Genomic DNA, 23,619 nt, shown 5'->3' with positions numbered 1-23,619 from the left:
AGTGAACTACTTTATTGGCACTCTTGCCACAGCACCACGTGATTACCTTTCAACTTCTGCACTTCTCCGCGATCAACAAACGACTGAATCTCATCAAGATCAATACGTGTAGAGTCATACAACACAGCGCAAACTTTGTCTTTTGCACCAAGTTGATGACATTCACCAAATGGTGTGTAGCGAGAAGAGCCAAGAGAGATCAAAATGTGGTCGGGATAGCCCGCCTGCCCTAATAATTCTTGGATAGAATGCAAAGCTCCTTCGTTTTTCTGTCCATTGCTCTGACTGACTAGCCACGCGATTAACTGCTCGTAACTGTAGCTGTAATCACCCAATGAAACATCATTACAGCACAGGTTCCACTGTTCATTTCTGCCAAGAAAGCTGCAAAAGCGATACTTATCCAAGTCAGAATTTTTGCTGAAGTCTGCAAGTGGAATGACTTTACTTGCAATACCTTTAGACGCTGCACCCCAGTTCTTCTTCTGAGCCAACTTATCTACCACTGCGTTGCGGTGAGTTGCATCATTAAACAAGGTCATCCCTTCAGCTTCAAAACCAAGCACTGACGTTCCCAAATATTTTACCTTGGCAATCAGAGCAATCTCAGGTTCCATTTGCACTTTAGCTGAGGGATTAGTAGGTAACATCAGAACGTCAAATGAGTACGGATTAACGTTGAGGTAAGCATCGCTTGCACCGGCAACATAAAACGGGAATAGCGCCTGTGGGCTTTGTGTATCAACGCTTCCATGTAAACCCTTTTCTTCACCTGTTTGTTGCAGATGTCCTGCAAAATTTCCTGCTATTCCAATACCAAAGATAGGTATTTCAAACATTGGCTGACTCAAGTTTTCCCTCACTTCCTTATGATATTGTTAGCGCGATACCGCGGATGATAATGTTGACCAAGAAATTTTCTGCGTCTTCAAATTCACTTTCTGACATAGACGATCCTTTGATCAACTGAATCTCAGTATCAAAATCTGCATAGAATTGGGTAGAACTCCAAATCAAAAACAGCAGATACAAAGGCTCGACTGGCCGAATCAATCCTTTATCCACCCATGTCTGAATTACTGATGATTTACCCGCGGTCCACTCCACCACTGGGAACTGGATTTCATCTCGAATATTCGGCGCTCCTTGAATGATCTCCTGAGCAAAGATCTTCGATTCCTGCGGATGTGTACGGCTATAGCGCATTTTGCCAACAATATAATTCCGTAAAACCGCCTCTGGCGGCATATTGGCCGCATCTTCAGAAAAACCTTCATTCCATAAATTTAAAATGTCTCTCAGCAGAGCTTTATAAAGCCCTGCTTTCGATTTGAAGTAGTACAGAATGTTCGCTTTGGGTAAGTTGATTCTGTCCGCTATCGCTTGAACCGACGTTCCTTTATATCCATGTTTTACAAATTCATCAGCCGCCGCTTGCAGGATTAGCGTTTCGTTACGCCTGCGTATTTCTCCAGAAATAGAACGCTTGTGATGCGCAAGTTCAGTATCCAAAAGAACTCCTTTCGATTTAGGCTTATATTTAAAGTAATCAATGGATAGCCTGTTGTTGTCAAGTATCTATTTTTTGCACCATTTTCAACACTCTGCACCAATATAAAGCGACGTAAAGGTGAACTCTCAATGCTAAGCCTTACGCTTGTTGATGTTGAACACTTGGTCAGGTTTTTGCATTTGGCTTTTATAAATTCAATAGAAGAACAAATAATTAAACCAAAATAGCCATAAAAATAATTGGAAAGGAATCTGCTCAACATGGACACACCACTACTCGAGCTGTGGAACATCAGTAAGTTCTTCCCCGGCGTCGTGGCCAATGACAAAGTAAATTTAAAACTCCATCAAGGAGAGATCCTAGCTCTGTTAGGGGAAAACGGCGCAGGAAAATCAACGCTAGTAAAAATGATATATGGCGTTAATAGCCCAAGTGAAGGGGCGATTATGTGGAATAACCACGAAGTCACTATCAGCTCGCCAAACCAAGCAAGAGCAATGGGTATCGGCATGGTGTTTCAACACTTTTCCGTTTTTGAAACGCTCACCGTACTGGAAAACATTCAACTGGGTTTGGACAAGGAGTTTCTCGACTCAGTTTCGGATTTACGCAAACTCATCATCGCCAAAAGTGAACAATACAAACTGCATGTAGATCCAGACAGATATGTACACAGTCTGAGTATCGGAGAGAGGCAGCGTGTTGAAATACTTCGTTGTTTGATTCAGGACGTTAAGCTTTTAATCCTCGATGAGCCTACATCCGTGCTTGCGCCTCAAGAAATCGAAGGCTTGTTTGAAGTGCTTAACCAACTTTCGAGCGAAGGTTGCGCCATTTTGTTCATCAGCCACAAGCTTAAGGAAGTCACCTCTTTATGCCATCGCGCAGTGATTTTGCGTGGCGGAAAAGTTACGGGTGAATGTGACCCGAGCCAAGAGACACCAAACTCGATTGCACGAATGATGGTGGGTGATGAAACCCAGCTATCGGAAAGCTACCCAAAAACTGAAACCAGCGATGTCATTCTGCAAACAAACAATCTGACACTCTCTCCTTCTCACCCTTTCGGTTGTGGTCTAGAGAAAGTAAATCTGCAACTTCGCGCTGGCGAAATTTTCGGTCTCGCAGGTGTTGCTGGTAACGGTCAGGAAGATTTGCTTGCGGTACTCAGTGGTGAAGACACTCGTAGCAACGCAGACAGCATTCAATGGCAACAGATCAATATTGGCGATTGGGACGCAGGTAAACGACGCGAGCTTGGCCTTGCCTACGTGCCAGCGAACCGCCTTGGTCAGGGAGCCGTTCCCGAAATGAGTTTGGAAGAAAACACCCTGCTCACTCACTCTCGTGCACTAAGCTCTCGTGGTGTCATTAATTTTCCTAAGCTCAAACAACTTGCCAAGCAGCTTATCAGCAACAACCAAGTGAAATGCCGCAATGAAAACTCTCAAGCGAAGAGCCTTTCAGGCGGTAATTTACAGAAGTTTATTATGGGACGTGAAGTCGCTCAGCAACCCAAAGTTATTATTTGTGCACATCCAACATGGGGCGTGGACATCGGTGCTGCGAGTGCCATTCACCGTCAGCTCATCGCATTGCGCGATGCTGGCACAGCGGTTCTTGTTGTCTCTGAAGATATCGACGAACTGTTTATTCTGTGTGACCGCCTAGCCGCAATTTATGAAGGCCAAGTGTCAGATGCAGTCAAAACCAGCAATACCTCTATCGATCAAATTGGGGAATGGATAGCCGGTGGTTTCGTTTCTCATGTGGAGGTCGCAAATGCTTAAGGTTCAACCTCGTTTAGAAAGCTCTAAGATGATGTCTTGGCTTTCTCCATTCATCGCTGTAGCACTCACTATGGTTGTCTCCAGTCTGATGTTTGTCTGGTTAGATGTTGACCCGCTCAAAGCCTTTCAAGTGTTTGTTCTGATGCCATTTTCAGACAGCTACAACTTGGGCGAACTGTTGGTGAAATCCGCACCACTGATGTTGTGTGCGATTGGTTTGGCACTGTGTTACCGCGCAAACATGTGGAACATTGGTGCTGAAGGTCAATTATTAATTGGTGCCGTAGCCAGTAGTGCGGTAGCGGTAACTGCTACTGACGATTCCGGCTTTGGTACTTTCCTGCTGACCGTTGGCGCAGGTGTTATCGCAGGTGCTTTATGGGCAGGTATTCCTACTTGGTTAAACCGTCGCTTTCACACCAACATTATTCTTACCACTATCATGCTTAACTACATTGGTTTGTATATACTGCTTTGGGCGGTGCATGGTCCGCTCCGTGATCCTTCTGGCTTTGGTTTTCCTGAATCTGCCATGTTCGTTGATGCGGTCATGATGTCACCTCTGACGGAATCTGGACGAGCAACCATGTCAATTGTGATTGCGGTGATCGTCGCAATAGCAGCTGGATTAATGCTGTTCAAAACATTGCCCGGGTTTAAGTTGCGTGTCATGGGTTCAGAGCGTGCAGCAGCGAAATACGCGGGCTTTTCCGAAAATAAATTGGTTTGGGGCGTAATGTTATTCGCGGGTGCAATGGCAGGACTTGCCGGCGCTGCTGAAGTGATGGGACCAATTGGTCAGCTTGTTCCTTCTGTGTCTCCCGGTTATGGCTATGCTGCGATTATTGTCGCTTATCTTGGCCGTTTGAATCCAATAGGCGTGATTATCGCTGCCCTGTTTATGGGCGCTCTTTACATGGGAAGTGACCTTGCACAAATTGAACTTAACCTGCCAACAGCCGTCACGGGTTTGTTCCAAGGCACTTTGCTCTTCTTCTTATTAGCGTGTGATTTTTTAATCTACTACCGATTCGTGCCGAATCGTTCTTTAAGTAAGAAAACCGCTAGTTCACTGGTTAATGAGAAAGGAGCCGCATAATGGATGCAATTCTAATTCAGTCGCTGTTTATCGCGGCACTAAAAACAGGTACCCCTTTGCTTATCATCGCTTTGGGCGAGTTAATTTGTGAGAAGACAGGGGTACTTAACCTTGGTCAGGAAGGCATGATGTTGATGGGCGCAATGGCCGGTTTTGCTGGCGCTATGGTTTCGGGCAGCTTGCTCGTTGGCGTCTTGGTTGCCATGTTCGCAGGCATGATGATGGCTTGGTTATTTGGCGTATTAACGCTCACACTTAGCTCAAATCAGGTGGCTACTGGTTTAGCACTTACCATCTTTGGCACAGGACTTAGTGCGTTCTTAGGCGGAAGCTTAGTCGGTAGCACCATTCAAGGGTTTAAGCCAATCGCGATTCCCTTACTCAGTGATATTCCATTCTTTGGTCCGTTGCTGTTTAACCATGACATCTTGGTGTACGCGAGTTTTATTCTTGTCGGCACAGCTTGGTGGACGCTGCACAAGACACGTATTGGTCTTGTTATTCGCGCTGTGGGTGAAAACCCGCACTCAGCGAACGCATTAGGTATCAAAGTGATTAAAGTTCGTTACGCGGTCACATTACTTGGCGGAGCATTAGCAGGTCTTGCAGGGGCTTACATGTCGTTATCGTATACACCGATGTGGATGGAAAACATGACCGCGGGTCGCGGATGGATCGCGTTAGCACTGGTTGTGTTTGCTTCATGGCGCATTGGTTATCTGGTGTTGGGTGCATACTTATTCGGTTTTACTTCCATCATGCATTTGATGATGCAGGGGGCAGGAATCGACATCTCTCCTAACCTGCTCGCGATGACCCCTTATGTAGCAACGGTCGTTGTCATGGTGTTACTGAGCTCGAATGAGTTGCGTCAGAAACTGGCAACGCCAATGAGTTTAGGCAAACCGTTCGACCCTAAACGTCAATAACAACAGATACAAATCAGCCCGCTTTTGCGGGCTTTCTGTTTGCTATGTCGCTGCATTTATTCGAAAAGGCTTCTCTATTTAGCTGTATTTCCCCAAACTTTTCAGTCCACACTTGCGCATCAAAATGGTGCATTTTGTATACATGTAAGCACCATTGTAAAACATCCACTTAAAGTTAATTTCCCATCAGTGTCTATACTGACTGTATACAATATATCTAACCCCTTTGTGCACAATGCTTACAAGCCCATTCGAAAATAATTATTCAAAACACGACCAGTTGGTCAACTTTTTGCTAACAATCTCGTATCACGAATTTTTTGCAAGCAACTCCCTATCAATACACTTTTGCGAGCAAAAATGGACAACCAAATAGCTATCTTAAAATAGCGATATCTTTGAAATGGAGAATTTCATGAAAATAAATCAGTGGATGACGGTTGCAGCACTTTCAGTGTCTGCAGTGTTTTCAACTTCTACCCTTGCGGAAGATCCGATGAAAGTCGGTTTTGTATACGTGGGTCCTGTTGGCGATCACGGTTGGAGCTATGAGCACGACCAAGGCCGTCTGGAAATGGAAAAACACTTCAACGGCAAAGTGCAAACTACATTCGTGGAAAACGTACCGGAAGGCGCGGATGCTGAACGTGTTATCACTCAGCTCGCTAAGTCAGGCAATGAAGTTATCTTCACGACGTCATTCGGCTTTATGAACCCAACAGCGAAAGCAGCCAAACGCTTCCCTAAAGTAACGTTTGAACACGCGACGGGTTACAAAATGGATAAAAACCTAGGTACTTACGTACTTCGTACTTACGAAGGTCGTTATGTATCTGGCGTTGCAGCGGGTATGGCTACAAAATCAAACACGCTTGGCTACATTGCAACTTTCCCAATCCCTGAAGTTATTCGTGATATCAACGCCGTTTATCTTGGCGCGAAAAGCATAAACCCAGATATCAAACTAAAAATCGTTTGGGTGAACACTTGGTACGACCCAGGTAAAGAATCGGATGCTGCGAACGCGCTTATGGATCAAGGCGCAGACATTATTCTTCAACACACTGACAGCCCAGCACCACTTATTGCAGCAGAAAAACGCGGCATGATGGCTATTGGTCAAGCCTCTGATATGAGCCACTTTGCACCGAAAGCTCACATGTTCTCTGTACGTGACCATTGGGCACCACACTACATCAAAACTGTGCAAGCGGTTATGGACGGTAATTGGAAACCAGAAGACTACTGGGGTGGTCTAAAAGATGAGTTGCTACAAATTGTTGCTATCAACCCTAGCCTTCCTGAAGAGATCAAAACTGCAATTTCTGACACAGAAGCGAAGATCATTTCAGGCGAAATCGTTCCATTTACGGGGCCTATGAAAGACAACCAAGGCAAGGAAGTTATACCAGCAGGTCACTCTTTAACAGACAAAGAGCTAGCAGCAGTGAACTGGTACGTTGAAGGTATCGACGCAAAAATTCCTAATTAATCACGTCGCGACTCGTCTGCTAGCTCACAGCAGACGAGTCTTTTTTTAACCAAATAGTTGACCAGTTGGACAAGTTTAATAACAAAAACCCGTACTCATTGAAGCAAGGAAGCGCAGAAAGTAAGGCTAAAGCTACAATTAGAAAGGGAGAGAGGAAGTTATGTTAGAGCTAATGATTAATAGCGAGGTCGTCAAAGTGGCGTCTGCCAAAGCAGATACCATGCTGCTGAACTACCTGCGCGAACAAAAGCAGATGACGGGCTCTAAAGAAGGATGCGCAAGCGGCGACTGCGGAGCTTGTACTGTCGTTTTAGTCAGCTTAGAGGGTGATAACGTCAATTATCGCCAAATAAACGCCTGTATCACGCCAATTCACTCACTGCATGGCAAACAGGTCATTACCGTTGAACACCTGAAACAGGGCAACCAACTCCACCCTGTTCAACAAATAGTGGTAGATAAACACGGCACCCAATGTGGCTTCTGCACACCGGGTTTTGTGATGTCGTTATACGCACTTTCCAAACAAACCGAAAAACCACAACACCCTGCCGATTTCTTAGCAGGTAACTTATGCCGTTGTACGGGTTACGGTCCGCTCATTGAAGCCGCCAACACCATTGCAACCACTGCGATTGAAGATCCACTCAGCGCTGAAATCGAAAGCGTTAAAGCATGGATGAAATCTGTTCAGCCATTAGAAAGTGCTCAGTATATTAAGCCAACCACTCGTCAAGCTCTGGCAAAAGCACGCGCTGAACATCCGAATGCAAAACTGATTGCTGGCGGTACTGATTTGTCGCTGGAAGTCACGCAACAACTGAAATCCATTCCCGAACTGATTGATATTTCACACGTTGATGACCTGCTTGGTATTACCGAAACCACTTCAGGCTGGCGTGTCGGCGCAGCGGTTCCAATGAACATTGTTCATGAATTTATGAAGAAACACTTCCCAACCACGGATGAAGTGATTGAACGTTTGGGCAGTTTGACCATTCGCCACCGAGCAACACTGGGAGGAAGCCTTGGTCACGCCTCACCTATTGGTGATATTGCACCACTGCTGATGAGCCTTCAGGGCAAAATTGAACTGGATGATGGCATAAACAAAACCCTTTATGCACCAGAAGATTACATCACTGGCTATCGCGAGACCTTAATCAAACCGAACCAGTGGATCAGTGCGATTCACCTACCGCGTTTAGCACCAAACCAGCTTCATGCCATCTACAAAGTCAGTAAGCGTTACGAGGACGACATTGCTACCGTGACTCTGGCTATCAACATGACAATCGGTTCAGACAAACGCGTCAAGAGCTGCATTATTTCAGCAGGCGGTGTGGCCGCTAAATCTGTACGTTTATTTGAACTGGAAGAAGTCTTTGTCGGTCATTCACTCACCCAACCTATCGTGAACAAAGCACGTCAAAAGGTTACTCAGGTGATTCATCCGTTAAGTGACGTTCGCGGCTCTGCGGAGTATCGCGTAAAACTGGTACAAAACCTGCTGCAACGCTTTTACCTAGAATCACAGCAAGTTGAAACAAGGTTGGTGCAACATGCGTAAATTAACTTCCGTTTTTAAACAAACTGCTGTTAATACTCAAACTCCTGCTCAACAACCTGTCACTGAGGTTGTCGGCAAACCGCACAAACATGAAAGTGCGGATAAACAAGTGAGTGGCGAAGCCCTGTTTGTTGACGATTATGTAACTCCAAGAAACTGCCTTCATGCTGCGGTTGTCATCTCATCCATTGCCAAAGGCAAAATTACTAACTTGGATCTTTCTTCTGTTGAGAATGCCGAAGGTGTGGTTAAGGTTTTTACTGCGGATGCGATTCCCGGTGAGAAAGACATTGGTACTATTTTCAAAGGCGATCCACTGCTGGCTTTGGACAATGAAATTCGCTATTTCGGTCAGCCTATCGCGCTAGTATTGGCAACCACTCACGACCAAGCGTGGAAAGCCGCGCGTTTAGCTTCTGTTGAATACCAACAAGATGAAGTTGTGCTAAGCCACGAAAACGCCAGTGAGCTGCTCCCTTCGCACCAAATGGGCAAACACATTGAACAGAACGTGTTTGATAATGCGGATATCGCCATAGACAGCGATATGCACGTCGGCGGTCAAGAGCATTTTTATCTGGAAGGACAAGTGAGCCTTGCAGAAATCACCGAAGATGGCGGAATTTTTGTACGTTCATCAACTCAAAACCCTTCTGAAATTCAAAAACTGATTGCTGAAGTTCTGCATGTTGATTTCAACCGAGTTACCGTTGATATGCGACGCATGGGGGGTGGCTTTGGAGGTAAAGAAAGCCAAGCGGCACAATGGGCATGTTTAGCCTCATTAGGGGCTTATCACACAAAACGAGCCGTTAAAATGCGCCTGCCTCGCGGTATTGATATGACGGCGACAGGCAAACGTCACCCGTTCTACAACCGCTACCAAATCGCGGCGAACAAACAAGGTGAAATCATCGCGGCCGATATCCAAGTGAACGGTATTTGTGGTCACTCACCTGACTTGTCTGATGCGATTGTCGACCGCGCGATGTTCCATGCCGATAACGCTTATTTTCTAGGAAATGCGTGTATTGAAGGCAACCGCTTAAAAACCGACATGGTTTCTCATACAGCTTATCGTGGATTCGGTGGTCCTCAAGGGATGATAGTGATCGAAAAAGCGATGGAAGAGCTGGCGCTAACTGTCAGACAAGACCCACTCGATATTCGCCTTAAAAATCTCTACCGCGCTGGTAAAAATGTAACGCCTTATGGAATGCAGGTAGATCAATACGACGCCATGCTCGAAATCATGAAGCAGCTTGAGCAAAGCAGTGATTATCGTGCTCGTCGTGAACAGGTAAATCAATGGAACAAAATCCATTCAGTATTGAAAAAAGGCTTGTCGTTAACACCGATTAAATTCGGTATTTCATTTACCGCAACACACCTTAACCAAGCGGGTGCGCTTATCCACGTCTACACAGACGGCACAATGCAGGTTTCTCATGGTGGTACCGAAATGGGTCAAGGTCTGCATACCAAGATTGCACAAATCGTGGCGCAAACTTTTGGCGTGAGCTTAGACAAGGTGCTGGTTACCTCTACCCGTACCGACAAAGTGCCCAACACCTCTCCAACCGCCGCATCTTCTGGTGCCGACTTGAATGGCATGGCAGCGCATATAGCAGCATTAGAGATTAAACAGCGTCTGTTGGAGTTCGCTCGAAGTCATTACAAGGTTGAAGACGTCGATATCGTTAACGGCGAGCTAATAGGTGTGAATGAAACCGTCACTTGGGCTCAGTTGGTACAAAAAGCTTATATGGCACGTGTATCTCTTTCTGCAACCGGCTTTTACCAAACACCAAAAATTGGTTACGACAGAAAAACCGCGACTGGACATCCTTTCTTCTACTTCTCATTAGGCGCGTCCTGTTCCGAAGTTACCATCGACACACTAACCGGAGAGATGCGTGTTGATCGCGTGGATATTCTGCACGATGTGGGCAACAGCTTAAACCCAGCCATTGACCGAGGTCAGATTGAAGGCGCGTTTGTGCAAGGTTTGGGATGGCTGACCACTGAAGAACTTGTGTGGCATGAAGACGGTCGCCTGCTCAGTAACAGTCCAATGAACTACAAGATCCCGACCATTGGTGACTATCCAAAACAGATGCACATTGATTTGTATGAAAAAGCCAACCCAGAGCACAGCATTTATCGCTCGAAAGCGGTGGGCGAACCGCCTTTTATGCATGCAATCAGCGTTTGGTGTGCAACCTATGATGCAGTGGCTTCTATCAGTGGTCACAAACATGCGCCGCAGTTGCATGCCCCTGCTACCGGCGAAACCATTTTGAGAGCGTGTGAAGAGCAGCTTCAATGGCTTGAACACCATGTTGTGAAGGAGACCGAAGATGCCGTCACACCATAATCCTCAAGGTTTTGAGCAGTTCAATGTTGATCAGTTCAATAAGAATGGACTGCTCAACAACCCAGGCATGCACTGGTTGAAAGCGTGCCAGATGCTTGAACATCAAGGCGAAGCTTATTGCATCGCAACTGTGGTTGCCTACGTTGGCTCGGTACCGAGATCAAGCGGTGCAAAAATGGTGATTACTCAAGCGTGCCAGTTCGACACGCTGGGCGGTGGTAACCTTGAGTTTCAAGTTATTGCTCAGGCTCGTGAAGGATTAGCGTCTCATCAAAGCCAAGTCGCCATTGAACGTTTCTCCCTTTCGGCGGATCTCGGTCAATGTTGCGGTGGCGCGGTTCAGGTGATGTTTGAGTATTTCCATACTCAGACACCTCAGGTAGTTATCTTTGGCGCTGGTCACGTATGCCAAGCATTAACCACAGTGTTAAATGAGTTGCCTTGTCAATTGACAGTGGTTGATAGCCGCCACGAATGGCTTGCGCCTCTACAGGACAAAGGTATCAAGGTTGAACTGCTGGAAAATCCGATTGAAGCGTTGGGCCAACTACCTAACAACGCGTATGTCATTGTGATGACTCAAGATCATGGGCTCGACTTTGAAATTACGCGTTTGGCACTGGAAGAAAACCGCTTCGCGTTTGTCGGTCTTATCGGCTCACAAGGTAAAAAACAGCGCTTTGAATACCGTTTGAAAGAGCAACTCACCGATGCTGATCTCATTCATAACCTCACCTCCCCGATTGGTCATCCGGATGTGAAAGGCAAATTGCCAATGCAGGTCGCTGTTTCGGTAGCGGCTCAGCTGATTGGCTTATTCAGTGAACAAGAAGCCAACACCATTAACCGTGAAAGCAACAGCGAAGAAGTGCAATGGAAGCAGGCAAATGAAGCTCGTAAGGTTTTAAAGGAAGAAAAGCAATGACAGCAGTACGAACGAGCTTGGAACTCGACGATCAAGCACTGAACAAAATCTGCACCAGTCAGAAATGGGTATCGTTGGTGAAAGCACAAATGCCTTTTAAAAGTCCTTCAGAGCTCAAAAACGCGGCAGAGGAAGCGTTTGCAGAACTTGAAGAACAAGATTGGCTGGAGGCGTTCGCTGGTCACCCAATGATTGGTGATATCTCTACTCTGCAAAAGAAATACGCACAGGGAAAATCGTTAAGTGAAAAAGAGCAAGGTGGCGTAAAAGGCGCCTCCGATGAAACCTTGCAGCAACTGCTTTCACTGAACAAAGAATACGCAGAGAAATTCGGTTTTATCTTCATCGTATGTGCTACCAACAAAAGCGCAGATGAAATGCTCAGCATGTTAAAAGCGCGCATTAACTGCACTCGAGAACAAGAGTTGCAACAAGCCGCAATAGAACAACAAAAAATCAGTCAGATAAGAATGGAAGCTTATTTATGAACAAACTCAGTTGCCATGTACTGGACACCGCTAACGGTCATCCCGCTGCAAATATCGTTGTAAAACTTTATCGCTTGGGCAGTTTCGATTGCCTTGCTGAGGAAACCACAAACGAAGATGGTCGTGCCGTTTTTGAAGGCATTACGCTTGATAAACATAACTTTACTTTGCGCTTTCTCGTTCAGCCTTACTGTGAAGAACAATTCGGAGCGTCTTTCTTCCCAATGATCGATGTGCATTTCACCGTGAGCGACGATAGAAACTACCACATACCGCTACTTCTTTCGCCTTACTCATACTCCAGCTATCGAGGTAGTTAGTATGACGTTAAAGGTACATAGAGGAAGCTTACTCCACTTCCCAAAAGTGACATCGTCACCGTCTGAGAACTATCAGTATTGGAATGACGGTGTGCTCGTGGTGGAAAATGGGCGTATTACCCATGTAGGAGATGCCAAAGAATTCTTTTCAATCTCAGCTAATAAAGCGTTGTTGATTCAAGGACATGTGACTCAGCATCACGGACTGCTTATTCCGGGGATGATTGATGCCCATGTGCATTTCCCTCAAATAGAGATGATTGCCAGCTATGGTAAACAACTGTTGGATTGGTTAAACACATATACTTTTCCAACAGAGCTAATGTTCGCTAATCAAGACTACTGCAATGCTCAGGCAGAGTTCTTCATCAAGCAACTTTTTGCTCATGGCACAACCACAGCCAGCGTATTTGCCACCGTTCATCCGCAGTCGGTTAACGCGTTTTTTACCGCAGCGCAACGACATGATGCGCGGATGATTTGCGGCAAAATCATGATGGATCGTTTCTGTCCTGACGAGCTGCAAGATACGCCGGAATCCGGCTATCGTGACAGCAAAGAGCTGATTGAACGCTGGCACAAAAATGGGCGTGCACTATACGCGATTACCCCTCGCTTTGCACCAACCAGCACACCTGAACAACTTGCCAAAACCGGACAACTTGCCAAAGAACATCCGGACACTTTCATTCAAACCCATTTGAGTGAAAACCACGGTGAAATGGCGTGGGTAAAAGATCTTTTCCCTGAAGACGACGATTACCTAGCTGTGTATGAGCGCTACAACCTTGTGCGCGACCGCGCCCTGTTTGGACATGCTCTGCATCTTAATGACCGTGAGTTTAAGTCTTTAGCGGCAAACGGCGCTTCTATTGCCTTCTGCCCTTCATCGAATCTGTTTTTAGGTAGTGGTTTGTTTGACTATCAAAAAGCAAAAGAGGCAGGAATTCCAATCGCTATCGCCAGTGATGTCGGTGCTGGCACCAGTTTGAGTCTGCTGCGCAACCAAAGTGATGCTTACAAAGTATGTCAGTTACAAGGCGTGAGCTTAGATGCGTTTGAATCTCTCTATCTCTGCACTCAGGGAGCTGCGGCAGCTATGGGGCTCGACCACCTCATCGGCAATTTTAATGTCGGCACAGAAGCCGATTTCGTAGAACTCGATCTCACAGCATTTCCGATGCTCAAACAGCGCATTTTGCGTTGTCAGGAATTGTCAGAGCAACTTTTCGCTTTGGTCACACTGGGTGACGAGCGAGTGATCGAGAAAACCTATGTTCATGGAAAATTAGTTTATCAAAAGGATGTGATGTTATGTGGCCACAACTCTACGAATGGATTGCGCTATTTATCAAATGGTTCCATGTAATCTGCGGTGTTGCATGGATTGGCGCAAGTTTCTATTTCACTTGGTTAGATAACTCTTTAGAAACGCCGCCAAAGTGGAAACAGGACAAAGGAATCAAAGGCGATCTTTGGGCGATCCACGGTGGTGGCTTCTATGAAGTCGCCAAATACCAAGTTGGTCCAGAACAAATGCCTGAAAAGCTGCACTGGTTTAAATGGGAAGCCTACTCTACTTGGCTGACAGGTACTGCGTTGTTAATTTGGATGTACTACTTCAACGCGCAAGCTTACCTTATTGACCCTCGTGTTATGGAACTGAGCACGCTTCAAGCTGTGAGTTTAGGTATAGGGACTATCTTCCTTGGCGTGGTTGTGTACGAAGGATTAATGCGTTCTCCATTGAACCGTTCAACACCTCTGTTTATTGCAGTGATAGTGCTATTCGGCGCGCTATTCTTCTACGCTTTCGCCCATATGTTCAGTGGCCGTGGTGCTTTCATTCACATGGGTGCGCTGATCGGTTCGATAATGGTGAACAACGTTTTCCATAAGATCATCCCAGGTCAACGGAAGATGGTAAAACAAGTGGCAGCCGGTGAACCTGTAGACCCAGCTCCGGGCTTAGAAGGCAAACGTCGTTCAATCCACAACAACTACTTCACGCTGCCTATCATCTTTTTGATGATCAGTAACCACTATCCGATGGTTTACCAGCACGCACAAAGCTGGTTAATTGGGCTTTTAATTATGCTTATTAGTGCTTACATTCGCCATTACTTCAACCTCAAGCACTCTGGTCAGTCAAAACCGAGCGTGATGTATGTTGGTGCTGGCGCTATGTTTGCTCTGGCAGTTGCAATTAGTTGGCAAGCAACATCACAACTACACGCGCCAAAAGTGGTTGCGGCGCAAGGTTCTGAGTCTGCATTGACAGAATCAGTGGCAACCGCTTCTGTAGAAGCTGAGCCTCAACTCACAGAACAACAACACTCAGCGTTAGGCATTATTGAAGCTCGCTGCGGCCAGTGCCACAGTTCAACACCTACAGATGATGTGTTTAAAGTGGCACCAAGTGGTGCGATATTTGATACATGGCAAGATGTGGAACGTTGGAAATCCCGTATCATTGCCCGCGCTGTCGTCAGTGGCGATATGCCGTTCCTCAATAAAACAGAAATGACCGACGATGAACGCCAAGAGCTGAATAAAATACTCAACGCCAGCGAGTAACCGAAAAACCACCAGCACAATGCTGGTGGTTTTACATCCCTTCTGAAAATGCAGAAATCACCACAGCATCTATACCCTATTCCTGTTTTCACAAAGCTGATCAAATTTGCGCATATGCAACGGTGAACTACACTAAATCTTAACGGAAAGTGCCACTTTAGTGTGGTCAACATTTATTTCTTTAAGAGGTTAGTATGAGACTTCATTCGATTCGATTAAAAATGATGTTGCCCATTATTTTGCTCACTGTGCTAGTGATTTCAATTTTTGTCTTTATGCAGGTCATCATCAAGATAGAAGATCGGGCGATGGAGAAACAAACCAAGTCCTACTTCGAAGCCATAGCAGTCGTGCTCAATGCGGATCGTGATATCTATCAAGCACGTTTAGCCCAGGCAGAAATGCTCTCTGACTACGGAGACAAACAACAACAACAAAAAGACTTCGATGAGAACGCACAACAAGTCTATGATCGCTTCCAAAGTTTCCGCAAGTATCTGGTTGATGAACCAAAATTAGTAGCACCTTTTAATAACTTTGACGCACTTTACGATGATTGGCTCCAAAGCAGCAAAAATGTTTCTTCTATCTATGTTGCAAGCCAGTTCGTGAATGATCGTTTGACTGATATCGATAAAGACTTCTTTACTATGCGTAATTTGCTCGATCAGGCTGAGGCGAAACTTCGTGTCCATGCGTCAGACTGGAGTGAAGATAATACTGACCGTCAGATACTTAAACGCTATCTGGATGCGTTAGCAGAAGTGCTTAATGCTGACCGCGATTTATATCAAGCACGTTTAGCTCAGCAAAAGTTTGTCACTGGTATTGGTGATGCAGAGAAAAACCTCAACGATTTCCAAGAAAACGCTCTACAAGCAAACAACCGTTTTCAATCTTACAGAACCTTGATGTCTGCCGAACCTGAGTTTGTTACTCCCTATGAACAATTTGACGGCCTTTTTTCAGGCTGGTTTAAAGAGAGTTCAGATCTCATGGATTCTGATGAAATAAAAATCGCTGGCAGTCAGAAAGACGTGTTGTCCTCTACCGACGAGAAGTTTGAGCGTATTAGAGACGTACTCGATAAAGCCGGAGAAGCAGTAAAGAACCAAGGTCGGATAAAAGAACAAGAGACGGCTCAGGAGATTCAACGTTATCAACAAATTACCATTGGTATAGTGGCAGTTGGTTTTCTGATAGCGTTCTTGATCAGCTACTACATACCGAAAAACATTACGCAAAATGTAAACAACATCTCGCAGCGAATTCGCGAAATCTCGGAAGGTGATGGTGATTTGACAGCACGAATCAACTCTAGCGCAAAAGATGAGTTGGGCGATTTGGCACAAGAGTTCGATACCTTCGTTGGAAATCTGCAAACGATAATGAAGACTATCCAATCAAAAAGTTCAGCATTGGGTGACTCAACACATCGCTTGGAGGCTGTGGCTAACTCAGTCAGCAATATCACGCAAAAGTTAGTGGAATCGAGCGATTCCATCGTTAGTGCTGCCAGCGAAATGTCGATGGCGAACGCTCAGATGGCAGATGTTGCAGCCAATACGTCTGATGAATCCACATCCGCAGCCGAGCACATTGACCGAGGCCGAGATGTAGTGACATCATCCCACGCCAGTATTGATTCACTTGTCGACAATATTGATGTGACGATGACCAAAGCCGAAGAGCTAGAGAAAAACTCAGAGGCCATCTCATCTGTTCTCGAAGTCATACGTGGGATTGCCGAACAAACCAACCTACTCGCCTTGAATGCTGCAATTGAAGCTGCACGTGCAGGAGAATTTGGTCGAGGCTTTGCGGTTGTTGCCGATGAAGTTCGTAAACTTGCAACTCAGACAGGTGAAAGTACCAATCAGATTGAGAAAATGATTAGCCAGTTGACCGACAGTGTTTCTGACGCGTTTACCGCAATCAAGCTCAGTAAAGACAACGCCAACAGCGCAGTGAGCAATTTTGACAGCGTTATTCAGGTATTCGATGCGCTGAACAGTTCTCTCAGTTCAGTACGAGATTTGTCCGAACAGACCGCTCTGGCTACTCAAGAACAGTCCAGCGTCTCCAATGAGATCAATCAAAATCTAATCTCAATGAAAGACCAAACTGACGGAGTTGACCGAGCATCCAAAGAGATTCGCCAACAGTTTAACGATCTCAATAGTGTATACATTGAGCTGAACAACCAAGTGTCGAAGTTTAGAGTTTGAGTAAGTTCCATCGAGCAAAACAATCGAAATTTGGCAGATTAACTACTCTGCACATATACACGTCTTTTAATGTCTCATTACTGGTCGCTGTCGCTGCTTAGCAAAAAGTGACCGTTAAGGAACGTTTAGGTGGACAGATAAGCCACCTAAACGACTGTGCTAACGACAATGAATCTACCCTACACTTTTAGCAATCTGCACAATATCTAGCGATATCAGTCACTTAAAATATTTTCTTTAATTTCATATTGTTAGGTGTCCTTTTAAGTTCAGAAACCTAGGAACTGTGATTGCACTAATGATTAAACACTCAACAGTTGACTATCTGGTTACTTTTTGTGCTATAAAGGTGCCGAAGTTGCTTCCAACGGGTATGCGGAAGTAAGAAGGAGTAGATTTATGTTTAAACAGTTCGGCTTTTTGTGTGTAAGTATTGTTGCTATTGCTGGGTGTAATCCGGTCAGTTCAGTCGATACACCTGTTAATACAACAAGTACTGCCCAGCAAGAGAGCTATCCTGCAATGGCAGTCCCTTTACAGCCGAATGCATTGGCAGAAAACAATATCGCAGAGCTGACCCAACTCCTGTCTGGAGACAAAGTTAAGGCTGCCGATAAAGCCCAGATATACCTAGATCGTGGTCGTTCTTACGACAGTATGGGCCTACGAGACCTTGCCAGAATGGATTATTTTAAGTCATTAGAAATTAATCCAAGACAAGCTGATGTTTATAACTTACTTGGTATGTACTACACGCAAATCGGTAAGTTTGATACGGCCTATCAAGCTTTCGATTCAACCATCGAACTTGACCCTTCAAATTTAAGCGCCGTATTTAACCGAGCTGTTGCTCAGTACTACGGTAAAAGACCAGATCTCGCGTTAGAAGACATGAGAACTTACTACGAAAGTAATCCTAGTGATCCTTTCAGCGCATTGTGGCTCTATATTATTGAATCTGAGTCAGATAAAAACGCCGCTCTTACCCGACTAAAATCGACTTATGAAAATAAAACTGACCAATGGGAATGGATGCTGGTAGGCGTTATATTAAATCAGGTAAATGAAGAGGATATCTCAAACTATATCGTCAACAGCACCGTGAACAATACAGTAATGGCTCAAAAATTCACCGAAGCTTACTTTTATTTAGGTAAAAGCTACATGGCTAATGGTGATATTAAAAGAGCACTATGTGTATATAAACTTGCTTTATCACTAAATGTATTTAACTACAGTGAACACAGTTATGCTTTATTAGAGCTGGATAGAATTTCTGACCAGTTTAAATCTGCAATAAAAAACGACAAACAAGAGAATTTTGTTTATCGTTAATGTATATCGATAAAATTACCCACAATAAATACTGAAAAGGTGATTAACTACAATCACCTTTTATTTCAGCATAGCAATCAAACAACTCATGCTTAACCATAACTTACTCTTCGATATAGATGTTAACTATATTCTCTGTATTAAACAGAGTTGAGATAAAAAATTAATTATCTGAAATTGCTTTGTAGTTGTAATCAACTTCTACAATCGCACGATATTGCATGGTGTCTCTGCTTGCAGGGAACTCCTCAATTTTGACTTGTGCACTTTCAACTACCATAGTGCCACCGATTACAGTATCTCCGGTCGTATTTAGTTTCCATCGTAAATCGCTATCGCTTGCCGTTTCTAGTGCCTCATACATGTTAAAACCGGCATCGATTGCTTCTTGTTTGGAAGCGAACGAATCGGAATACAGAGTTGCATCTCTATGGATTGTTTCACGGGGCCCTGCTGTAGCGGTAAACGCAACTAGCATATAGCATGCTAAGGTGATTAACGCTTTCATAATATTTCCTTACAATGAACTAACCAATGAAAGTATCGTAAGTAGTATTGGTACTTGCTTTACCTTCCTATTACCAAGAAATTTAGCAACTTATAAGCAATATAAATAATTTCTATGGTAAACGTAAGCCAAGGTATTTCTGGTCATACACTTACACTTTAGTATTATTATGATTTAGATCAAGTTTTATAATATAATTTCTCGTAAAACAAAGTAAACCAGTTAATAAAATATTAGTATACGATATTACTTATAAGTATAATGACAAATAAAGTCATTAATAAACATACTGTTAGATATAAAAATATATAAACACACTACAACATGAAAAATAAATATATAATTAACAAACACATGCATTCAATAATTTAAATTTCTTTTATTATTATGCAGTTACAGATTGTTTTTTAAATAACTACTTAAAATACTTTTAGAATTAAATTATTTTACTTTAATAATCAACTATTAATTCTTATTACAATCTTATTCTAACGACTCACTAATTTTGATTGTTACTTTTTTATACTACTAATAACTGAATATTATATAAGTGGTCGCCGAACAGAAGCCGTTACTTACACACATAAACCACATAAGGACGTGTTAGATATTTAACCATAACCTATTGATATAAAACTCATAAGCTACTTACATAGGTATTTTCTCTAGTAAAAACAGCGATTGTTCAATACGCAATGACTCAGGTATCTTCCCTATCACTTCATTGCCCCTTCCCTACAAAGGCTTAGTAGTATTTATACTTGTTGATTCCCCAAAAAACAGTTGTTGTGTGTGTGTTTTTAAAAATATCTTACTGTACAAATACACAGTAAAAATGCACAATTGAAGCCTAACATATGAAACAAGTCGGTGGCTTAGATGATGAATCAACTAGAAAAAGGAATAAGAGAACTTGTTGAAGCTTTTATTGCAGACGGAAAACCTTGCCCCTCGGCACATGACATTGAAAATCGAAGAACTGGCTACCTTTCCAGTACGATTCTATCAGGCAGCAGCCCTGAGATGTTTGACGAGTTCGTCGATCAACTCAACGGTATCACTTTGAAAGTATACAAACCGATCAACGCTGAAGGATTGCCAATCACCATCTATTTTCATGGTGGTTGTTTTATCAGTGGTGGATTCAAAACACACGAACAACAACTAAGACAGATAGCCAAGTTGTCAAACAGTATCGTAATTTGTATTCAATATCGTTTAGCGCCTGAAAACGTTTATCCAGCTGCACACGATGATGTTTACAACGCCGTATTAGCGATAAAAGAGTTAGCAGCTCAATACGGTGGCAATACCAGTAACATCGTCTTTGTTGGTGATAGTGCCGGTGGACAATTAGCACTAACCACGACTTTACGCTTAAAGCAAAATCAAAAATGGCTACCGAAGAAACAAATTTTGCTTTACCCGATGCTTGATCCTTTCGGCAAGTCACAGAGCTATGTTCAAAACGGCACTGACTACATCATCACAGCGAACATGCTGCTTTCTGGTTTCTCTATGTACACGGGTGAAATGGATGAAGGTTCAATCAACACCAATCCAGATCTCAATCCTTTAGCATGCGCCGAGTTAAATGGATTACCGCCGACGTATATCATCACCGCAGAATTCGATCCATTGAGGGATGAAGGTGAACAACTGTATAAGCAGTTGTTGGATTCCGGAGTTGAGGCATATTGTGAAAGATACTTAGGTGTCATTCATGGTTTTCATCAGTTGTCGGGCGTAAGTGAGAGTGCCAAACGTTGCTTGCATCGTATTTCCGAAGACATTAGGGCTACATGCGATTAATACCAGACTCATCATTTCAACGGTCTCAGCAGTGTGTACATTGAACGGAACAACCAGTTATAGAAATTTAAGCTCTGAGTAAGCAGGTTGAATGGATAAGAAACAACCCTTTATTTGTTGCTTAAGATACTGGTTAGTTCCTCTCTAATAAAAGTTGATATCTCGGCCAACTTTCTGGGAAGTGGATTTTGATACGGATAAGCGATGTACATCGACCTTTCCGTATCAAACGTTTGAGTAACGTGAAGATTATTTACATTACTTCCTTTCATCAGATAGTTAGGAATAACACCCACGCCTATACCGTTGGCAACAAAGTTCATCAAAATAGACGTATTATCAACCTCAATAACATCACTGTAATTGGTCTTTATAGCCTCTTTATTAGAGTGGTTCTTATAGATGAGTAGTGTATTGTTTTTAGCGTTATCCGATTTCGATATTAAAATATCGTGATAGCTGCCTACCTTATGTGCAATCAGAGTCTCATCAACAATATTATTAAGTCTAATTGCCATGTCCACTTTACTTTCTAATAAATTCTCAACATTGTTACTTGAAGATATTTCAAAGTTAACGGCTGGATAACGCTCTTTAAGGCTTTTCAGTATTTCACCAAAAATAGAAGAAGCAATTGAATTAGGCATAGTTATTTTAAATTTACCACTAATGCAGTCACTCAGTGATTTCGCTCTGTAATTGAGTTCTTTTAATTTATCTAAAGATTCAATCGCAAGTTCTTTAATGCTTTCTCCATGATCGGTCAAAACTAGTTTTCTGGTCGTTCTGTGGACGAGCGTGACGCCAAGCTGTTTCTCTAAAGTCATTAATTGGCGGCTAACTTGAGCCTTTGACAATCCCAGCTCCTTTGCTGCCTCCGTCAGGGAAAGATGCTTGCAAACCGAAGCAAAGCAGATTAATTCATTGTTCATCATTTCCATGATTGTTACCTATTTGCAACTCTGAGTCACGTTGTCTTTTAAATGCTCACTTAGTATAACTATCTTTCATCGGAGCATGGAAGGGATATTTAACCACTCTAAAAAAATATTCTCGAACAAATAAAAATAACAATCTCCATTGGTTTAAATAATAAAATTTTCCTCCATTTTTAATTTTGGACATTAACCATGAGAAATAAAACCATGAATACAGATATAAATAGTAAAAATAAAAGCAAACTTTTAAACCTTTTATATAACGCTACCCAGTTTTATACAAAAGTGTTTATTAAGTTATTTGGTGATGAGTTAAGAGTTCGCCACAACAAGAATAGAATCAATCTACGTAGTAAATGTGAGCTTAGCGAACACATGAAACGAGATATTGGATTAGATTGATATATTTCGACGTAAATACTGAGCAAACACACCGTACCCATACACAACTGAAGTCTTGCACATGAAAATACTGATTCATATAAAGTCATAAAGCTCCGAACCGGAGCTTTATGAGCAGGCAGGTTCCCATACCGCCACCAATACACAAAGATGCAAGCCCAAACTTAGATTGAGAACGCAGCATTTCATAGATCAAGCTTGTGACGATACGGCCACCGGAAGCGCCAATAGGGTGACCCAGTGCAATAGCACCGCCATTCACATTCACGTGTTCATCAAACCAAGATTGGTCCAGATTGTGCTGCTCTGAAAGACACTTCATCACGCCAATCGCCTGCGCAGCGAACGCTTCGTTGAGTTCCACCTTGTCGATGTCAGAAAGGTTCAACTTGGCGCGAGTTAACGCCTGTTTAATCGCTGGAACTGGGCCTAAACCCATGACTTCTGGAGCCACACCACCCTGTCCCGTCGATACCACTTCCACTAACGGTTTCAATCCATGCTGCTTCACTGCGTTCTCACTAACAACGACAACAGCAAACGCGCCATCATTGATACCTGAAGCATTACCAGCGGTCACTGTCCCCTCTTTTTCAAACGCGGGGCGAAGCTGAGAAAGCGCTTCAAGTGTTGCGTCAAAGCGAGGGTGTTCGTCGGTTTCAACCGTGATGTTGCCTTTACGGGTTTTGATTTCAAGCGGGATGACCTCTCCGTTAAACCGCCCTGCTTTAATTGCAGCTTCCGCTTTATGTTGGCTGGCTAAAGCAAACTTATCCTGCTCTTCGCGACTAATAGAAAACTGCTTAGCAATATTTTCGGCTGTAATGCCCATATGAATGCCGCTGAACGCATCCGTTAATCCATCTTTTAATATGGTATCAGTGGCAGAGAAGTCGCCCATTTTATTGCCTGAACGCAGGTTGCCATTCATGACAAAGGGCGCATTACTCATGCTCTCCATTCCTGTAGCGACGACAATCTCTGCATCGCCAGCTCGAATAGCGTTCACTGCATTCAAAATGGACTTCATACCGCTACCACAAATCATATTGAGTGTGTATGCAGGTGTCTCAGCAGGAATACCTGCGTGCATTGCGGCTTGTCGCCCTACCCCCTGTCCTTGCCCAGCACTAAGCACATTTGCCGCAATAACTTCATCCACGCTCTCAGGTTGAACACCCGATTGTTCCAACACCGCTTTAATTGTGGCGCTGCCTAGTTCTACCGCTGTCACTGGCGACAAACTTCCCATAAAAGTGCCGATTGCGGTGCGTTTCGCTGCAACAATATAAACTTTGTTATTCATAGCGTTATTC

The 23,619-nt window shown here is 43.8% G+C and carries 19 protein-coding genes; 14 read left to right on the top strand and 5 right to left on the bottom strand.

The genetic code is table 11. From position 1 onward, the window contains the following. Positions 1 to 11 precede the first annotated feature (11 nt). Together AAGA51_RS07185 and AAGA51_RS07180 are read right to left on the bottom strand one after the other, a co-directional pair. On the bottom strand, positions 12 to 839 hold the full coding sequence (locus AAGA51_RS07185; protein WP_042482588.1) for a DUF5718 family protein: 828 nt from the start codon (positions 837 to 839) through the stop codon (positions 12 to 14). Between the two features lie 28 nt (positions 840 to 867). Next, positions 868 to 1,512, bottom strand: coding sequence for a TetR/AcrR family transcriptional regulator (locus AAGA51_RS07180; RefSeq protein WP_042482590.1), 645 nt, complete (start codon positions 1,510 to 1,512; stop codon positions 868 to 870). A gap of 261 nt (positions 1,513 to 1,773) precedes the next feature. On the opposite strand from AAGA51_RS07180, the gene AAGA51_RS07175 reads away from it, so the two are divergent. The 13 genes from AAGA51_RS07175 (at position 1,774) to nlpI (ending at position 18,643) form a co-directional block, all read left to right on the top strand. Beyond that, the gene (locus AAGA51_RS07175) at positions 1,774 to 3,303 is read left to right on the top strand and encodes an ABC transporter ATP-binding protein (RefSeq protein ID WP_042482592.1); all 1,530 of its coding nucleotides are present in this window, start codon (positions 1,774 to 1,776) and stop codon (positions 3,301 to 3,303) included. Next, positions 3,296 to 4,402 carry an ABC transporter permease gene (locus tag AAGA51_RS07170; RefSeq protein WP_042482593.1) on the top strand — a complete coding sequence of 369 codons (1,107 nt, stop codon included), beginning with the start codon at positions 3,296 to 3,298 and terminating at the stop codon, positions 4,400 to 4,402. Before AAGA51_RS07175 ends, AAGA51_RS07170 begins: the two co-directional genes overlap by 8 nt. After that, entirely contained in the window at positions 4,402 to 5,331 is a 930-nt protein-coding gene (locus AAGA51_RS07165) for an ABC transporter permease (RefSeq protein ID WP_042482596.1), read from the top strand. Before AAGA51_RS07170 ends, AAGA51_RS07165 begins: the two co-directional genes overlap by 1 nt. A 415-nt stretch (positions 5,332 to 5,746) precedes the next feature. Further along, on the top strand, positions 5,747 to 6,823 hold the full coding sequence (locus tag AAGA51_RS07160) for a BMP family ABC transporter substrate-binding protein (RefSeq protein ID WP_042482598.1): 1,077 nt from the start codon (positions 5,747 to 5,749) through the stop codon (positions 6,821 to 6,823). Positions 6,824 to 6,983: 160 nt separating this feature from the next. Beyond that, positions 6,984 to 8,393, top strand: a complete 1,410-nt coding sequence (gene xdhA / locus AAGA51_RS07155; protein WP_042482600.1) for a xanthine dehydrogenase small subunit — start codon at positions 6,984 to 6,986, stop codon at positions 8,391 to 8,393. After that, positions 8,386 to 10,770 carry a xanthine dehydrogenase molybdopterin binding subunit gene (gene xdhB / locus AAGA51_RS07150; RefSeq protein WP_042482603.1) on the top strand — a complete coding sequence of 795 codons (2,385 nt, stop codon included), beginning with the start codon at positions 8,386 to 8,388 and terminating at the stop codon, positions 10,768 to 10,770. The genes xdhA and xdhB overlap by 8 nt, the downstream gene beginning before the upstream one ends. Further along, positions 10,754 to 11,695 (top strand): xanthine dehydrogenase accessory protein XdhC, encoded by a 942-nt coding sequence (gene xdhC, locus AAGA51_RS07145; protein ID WP_052404564.1) that lies wholly within the window; start codon positions 10,754 to 10,756, stop codon positions 11,693 to 11,695. The genes xdhB and xdhC overlap by 17 nt, the downstream gene beginning before the upstream one ends. Then, positions 11,692 to 12,183, top strand: a complete 492-nt coding sequence (uraD, locus tag AAGA51_RS07140) for a 2-oxo-4-hydroxy-4-carboxy-5-ureidoimidazoline decarboxylase (protein WP_042482605.1) — start codon at positions 11,692 to 11,694, stop codon at positions 12,181 to 12,183. The genes xdhC and uraD overlap by 4 nt, the downstream gene beginning before the upstream one ends. Then, positions 12,180 to 12,503, top strand: a complete 324-nt coding sequence (gene uraH / locus AAGA51_RS07135; RefSeq protein ID WP_042482607.1) for a hydroxyisourate hydrolase — start codon at positions 12,180 to 12,182, stop codon at positions 12,501 to 12,503. Before uraD ends, uraH begins: the two co-directional genes overlap by 4 nt. A 1-nt stretch (position 12,504) precedes the next feature. Continuing rightward, the gene (gene guaD / locus AAGA51_RS07130; protein ID WP_042482610.1) at positions 12,505 to 13,872 is read left to right on the top strand and encodes a guanine deaminase; all 1,368 of its coding nucleotides are present in this window, start codon (positions 12,505 to 12,507) and stop codon (positions 13,870 to 13,872) included. Continuing rightward, a complete protein-coding gene (locus tag AAGA51_RS07125; protein WP_042482612.1) occupies positions 13,818 to 15,080 on the top strand; it encodes a urate hydroxylase PuuD in 1,263 nt (420 codons plus the stop codon). Before guaD ends, AAGA51_RS07125 begins: the two co-directional genes overlap by 55 nt. A gap of 194 nt (positions 15,081 to 15,274) precedes the next feature. Next, positions 15,275 to 17,308: a methyl-accepting chemotaxis protein gene (locus tag AAGA51_RS07120; RefSeq protein WP_255209367.1), complete on the top strand. Its 2,034-nt coding sequence runs from the start codon at positions 15,275 to 15,277 to the stop codon at positions 17,306 to 17,308. 399 nt (positions 17,309 to 17,707) lie between these two features. Then, complete coding sequence (gene nlpI, locus AAGA51_RS07115; RefSeq protein WP_102964308.1) at positions 17,708 to 18,643, top strand: lipoprotein NlpI; 936 nt, start codon at positions 17,708 to 17,710, stop codon at positions 18,641 to 18,643. Between the two features lie 163 nt (positions 18,644 to 18,806). Here nlpI and AAGA51_RS07110 read toward each other — a convergent pair whose 3' ends face one another. Then, positions 18,807 to 19,151 (bottom strand): DUF3316 domain-containing protein, encoded by a 345-nt coding sequence (locus tag AAGA51_RS07110; protein ID WP_042482615.1) that lies wholly within the window; start codon positions 19,149 to 19,151, stop codon positions 18,807 to 18,809. A gap of 879 nt (positions 19,152 to 20,030) precedes the next feature. On the opposite strand from AAGA51_RS07110, the gene AAGA51_RS07105 reads away from it, so the two are divergent. Beyond that, on the top strand, positions 20,031 to 20,963 hold the full coding sequence (locus tag AAGA51_RS07105; RefSeq protein WP_042482617.1) for an alpha/beta hydrolase: 933 nt from the start codon (positions 20,031 to 20,033) through the stop codon (positions 20,961 to 20,963). A 110-nt stretch (positions 20,964 to 21,073) separates the two neighbouring features. Here the strand turns inward: AAGA51_RS07105 and AAGA51_RS07100 are convergent, their stop codons facing one another. Both AAGA51_RS07100 and AAGA51_RS07095 read right to left on the bottom strand, forming a co-directional pair. Further along, positions 21,074 to 21,904: a LysR family transcriptional regulator gene (locus AAGA51_RS07100; protein ID WP_042482620.1), complete on the bottom strand. Its 831-nt coding sequence runs from the start codon at positions 21,902 to 21,904 to the stop codon at positions 21,074 to 21,076. A 484-nt stretch (positions 21,905 to 22,388) separates the two neighbouring features. After that, positions 22,389 to 23,609, bottom strand: coding sequence for an acetyl-CoA C-acetyltransferase (locus tag AAGA51_RS07095; protein WP_042482628.1), 1,221 nt, complete (start codon positions 23,607 to 23,609; stop codon positions 22,389 to 22,391). Positions 23,610 to 23,619: the final 10 nt, after the last annotated feature.

The organism is Vibrio diazotrophicus (assembly GCF_038452265.1).
Taxonomy (GTDB): Bacteria; Pseudomonadota; Gammaproteobacteria; order Enterobacterales; family Vibrionaceae; genus Vibrio; species Vibrio diazotrophicus.
This window is presented reverse-complemented; position numbering and strand designations above follow the sequence as displayed.

Bases quoted from the DNA above. Each gene is read 5' to 3' on its own strand.
- AAGA51_RS07185 (WP_042482588.1), bottom strand. From the start codon at position 839: ATGTTTGAAATACCTATCTTTGGTATTGGAATAGCAGGAAATTTTGCA.
- AAGA51_RS07175 (WP_042482592.1), top strand. From the start codon at position 1,774: ATGGACACACCACTACTCGAGCTGTGGAACATCAGTAAGTTCTTCCCC.
- AAGA51_RS07170 (WP_042482593.1), top strand. From the start codon at position 3,296: ATGCTTAAGGTTCAACCTCGTTTAGAAAGCTCTAAGATGATGTCTTGG.
- AAGA51_RS07165 (WP_042482596.1), top strand. From the start codon at position 4,402: ATGGATGCAATTCTAATTCAGTCGCTGTTTATCGCGGCACTAAAAACA.
- AAGA51_RS07160 (WP_042482598.1), top strand. From the start codon at position 5,747: ATGAAAATAAATCAGTGGATGACGGTTGCAGCACTTTCAGTGTCTGCA.
- xdhA (WP_042482600.1), top strand. From the start codon at position 6,984: ATGTTAGAGCTAATGATTAATAGCGAGGTCGTCAAAGTGGCGTCTGCC.
- xdhB (WP_042482603.1), top strand. From the start codon at position 8,386: ATGCGTAAATTAACTTCCGTTTTTAAACAAACTGCTGTTAATACTCAA.
- xdhC (WP_052404564.1), top strand. From the start codon at position 10,754: ATGCCGTCACACCATAATCCTCAAGGTTTTGAGCAGTTCAATGTTGAT.
- uraD (WP_042482605.1), top strand. From the start codon at position 11,692: ATGACAGCAGTACGAACGAGCTTGGAACTCGACGATCAAGCACTGAAC.
- uraH (WP_042482607.1), top strand. From the start codon at position 12,180: ATGAACAAACTCAGTTGCCATGTACTGGACACCGCTAACGGTCATCCC.
- guaD (WP_042482610.1), top strand. From the start codon at position 12,505: ATGACGTTAAAGGTACATAGAGGAAGCTTACTCCACTTCCCAAAAGTG.
- AAGA51_RS07125 (WP_042482612.1), top strand. From the start codon at position 13,818: ATGTGGCCACAACTCTACGAATGGATTGCGCTATTTATCAAATGGTTC.
- AAGA51_RS07120 (WP_255209367.1), top strand. From the start codon at position 15,275: ATGAGACTTCATTCGATTCGATTAAAAATGATGTTGCCCATTATTTTG.
- nlpI (WP_102964308.1), top strand. From the start codon at position 17,708: ATGTTTAAACAGTTCGGCTTTTTGTGTGTAAGTATTGTTGCTATTGCT.
- AAGA51_RS07110 (WP_042482615.1), bottom strand. From the start codon at position 19,151: ATGAAAGCGTTAATCACCTTAGCATGCTATATGCTAGTTGCGTTTACC.
- AAGA51_RS07105 (WP_042482617.1), top strand. From the start codon at position 20,031: ATGATGAATCAACTAGAAAAAGGAATAAGAGAACTTGTTGAAGCTTTT.
- AAGA51_RS07100 (WP_042482620.1), bottom strand. From the start codon at position 21,904: ATGGAAATGATGAACAATGAATTAATCTGCTTTGCTTCGGTTTGCAAG.
- AAGA51_RS07095 (WP_042482628.1), bottom strand. From the start codon at position 23,609: ATGAATAACAAAGTTTATATTGTTGCAGCGAAACGCACCGCAATCGGC.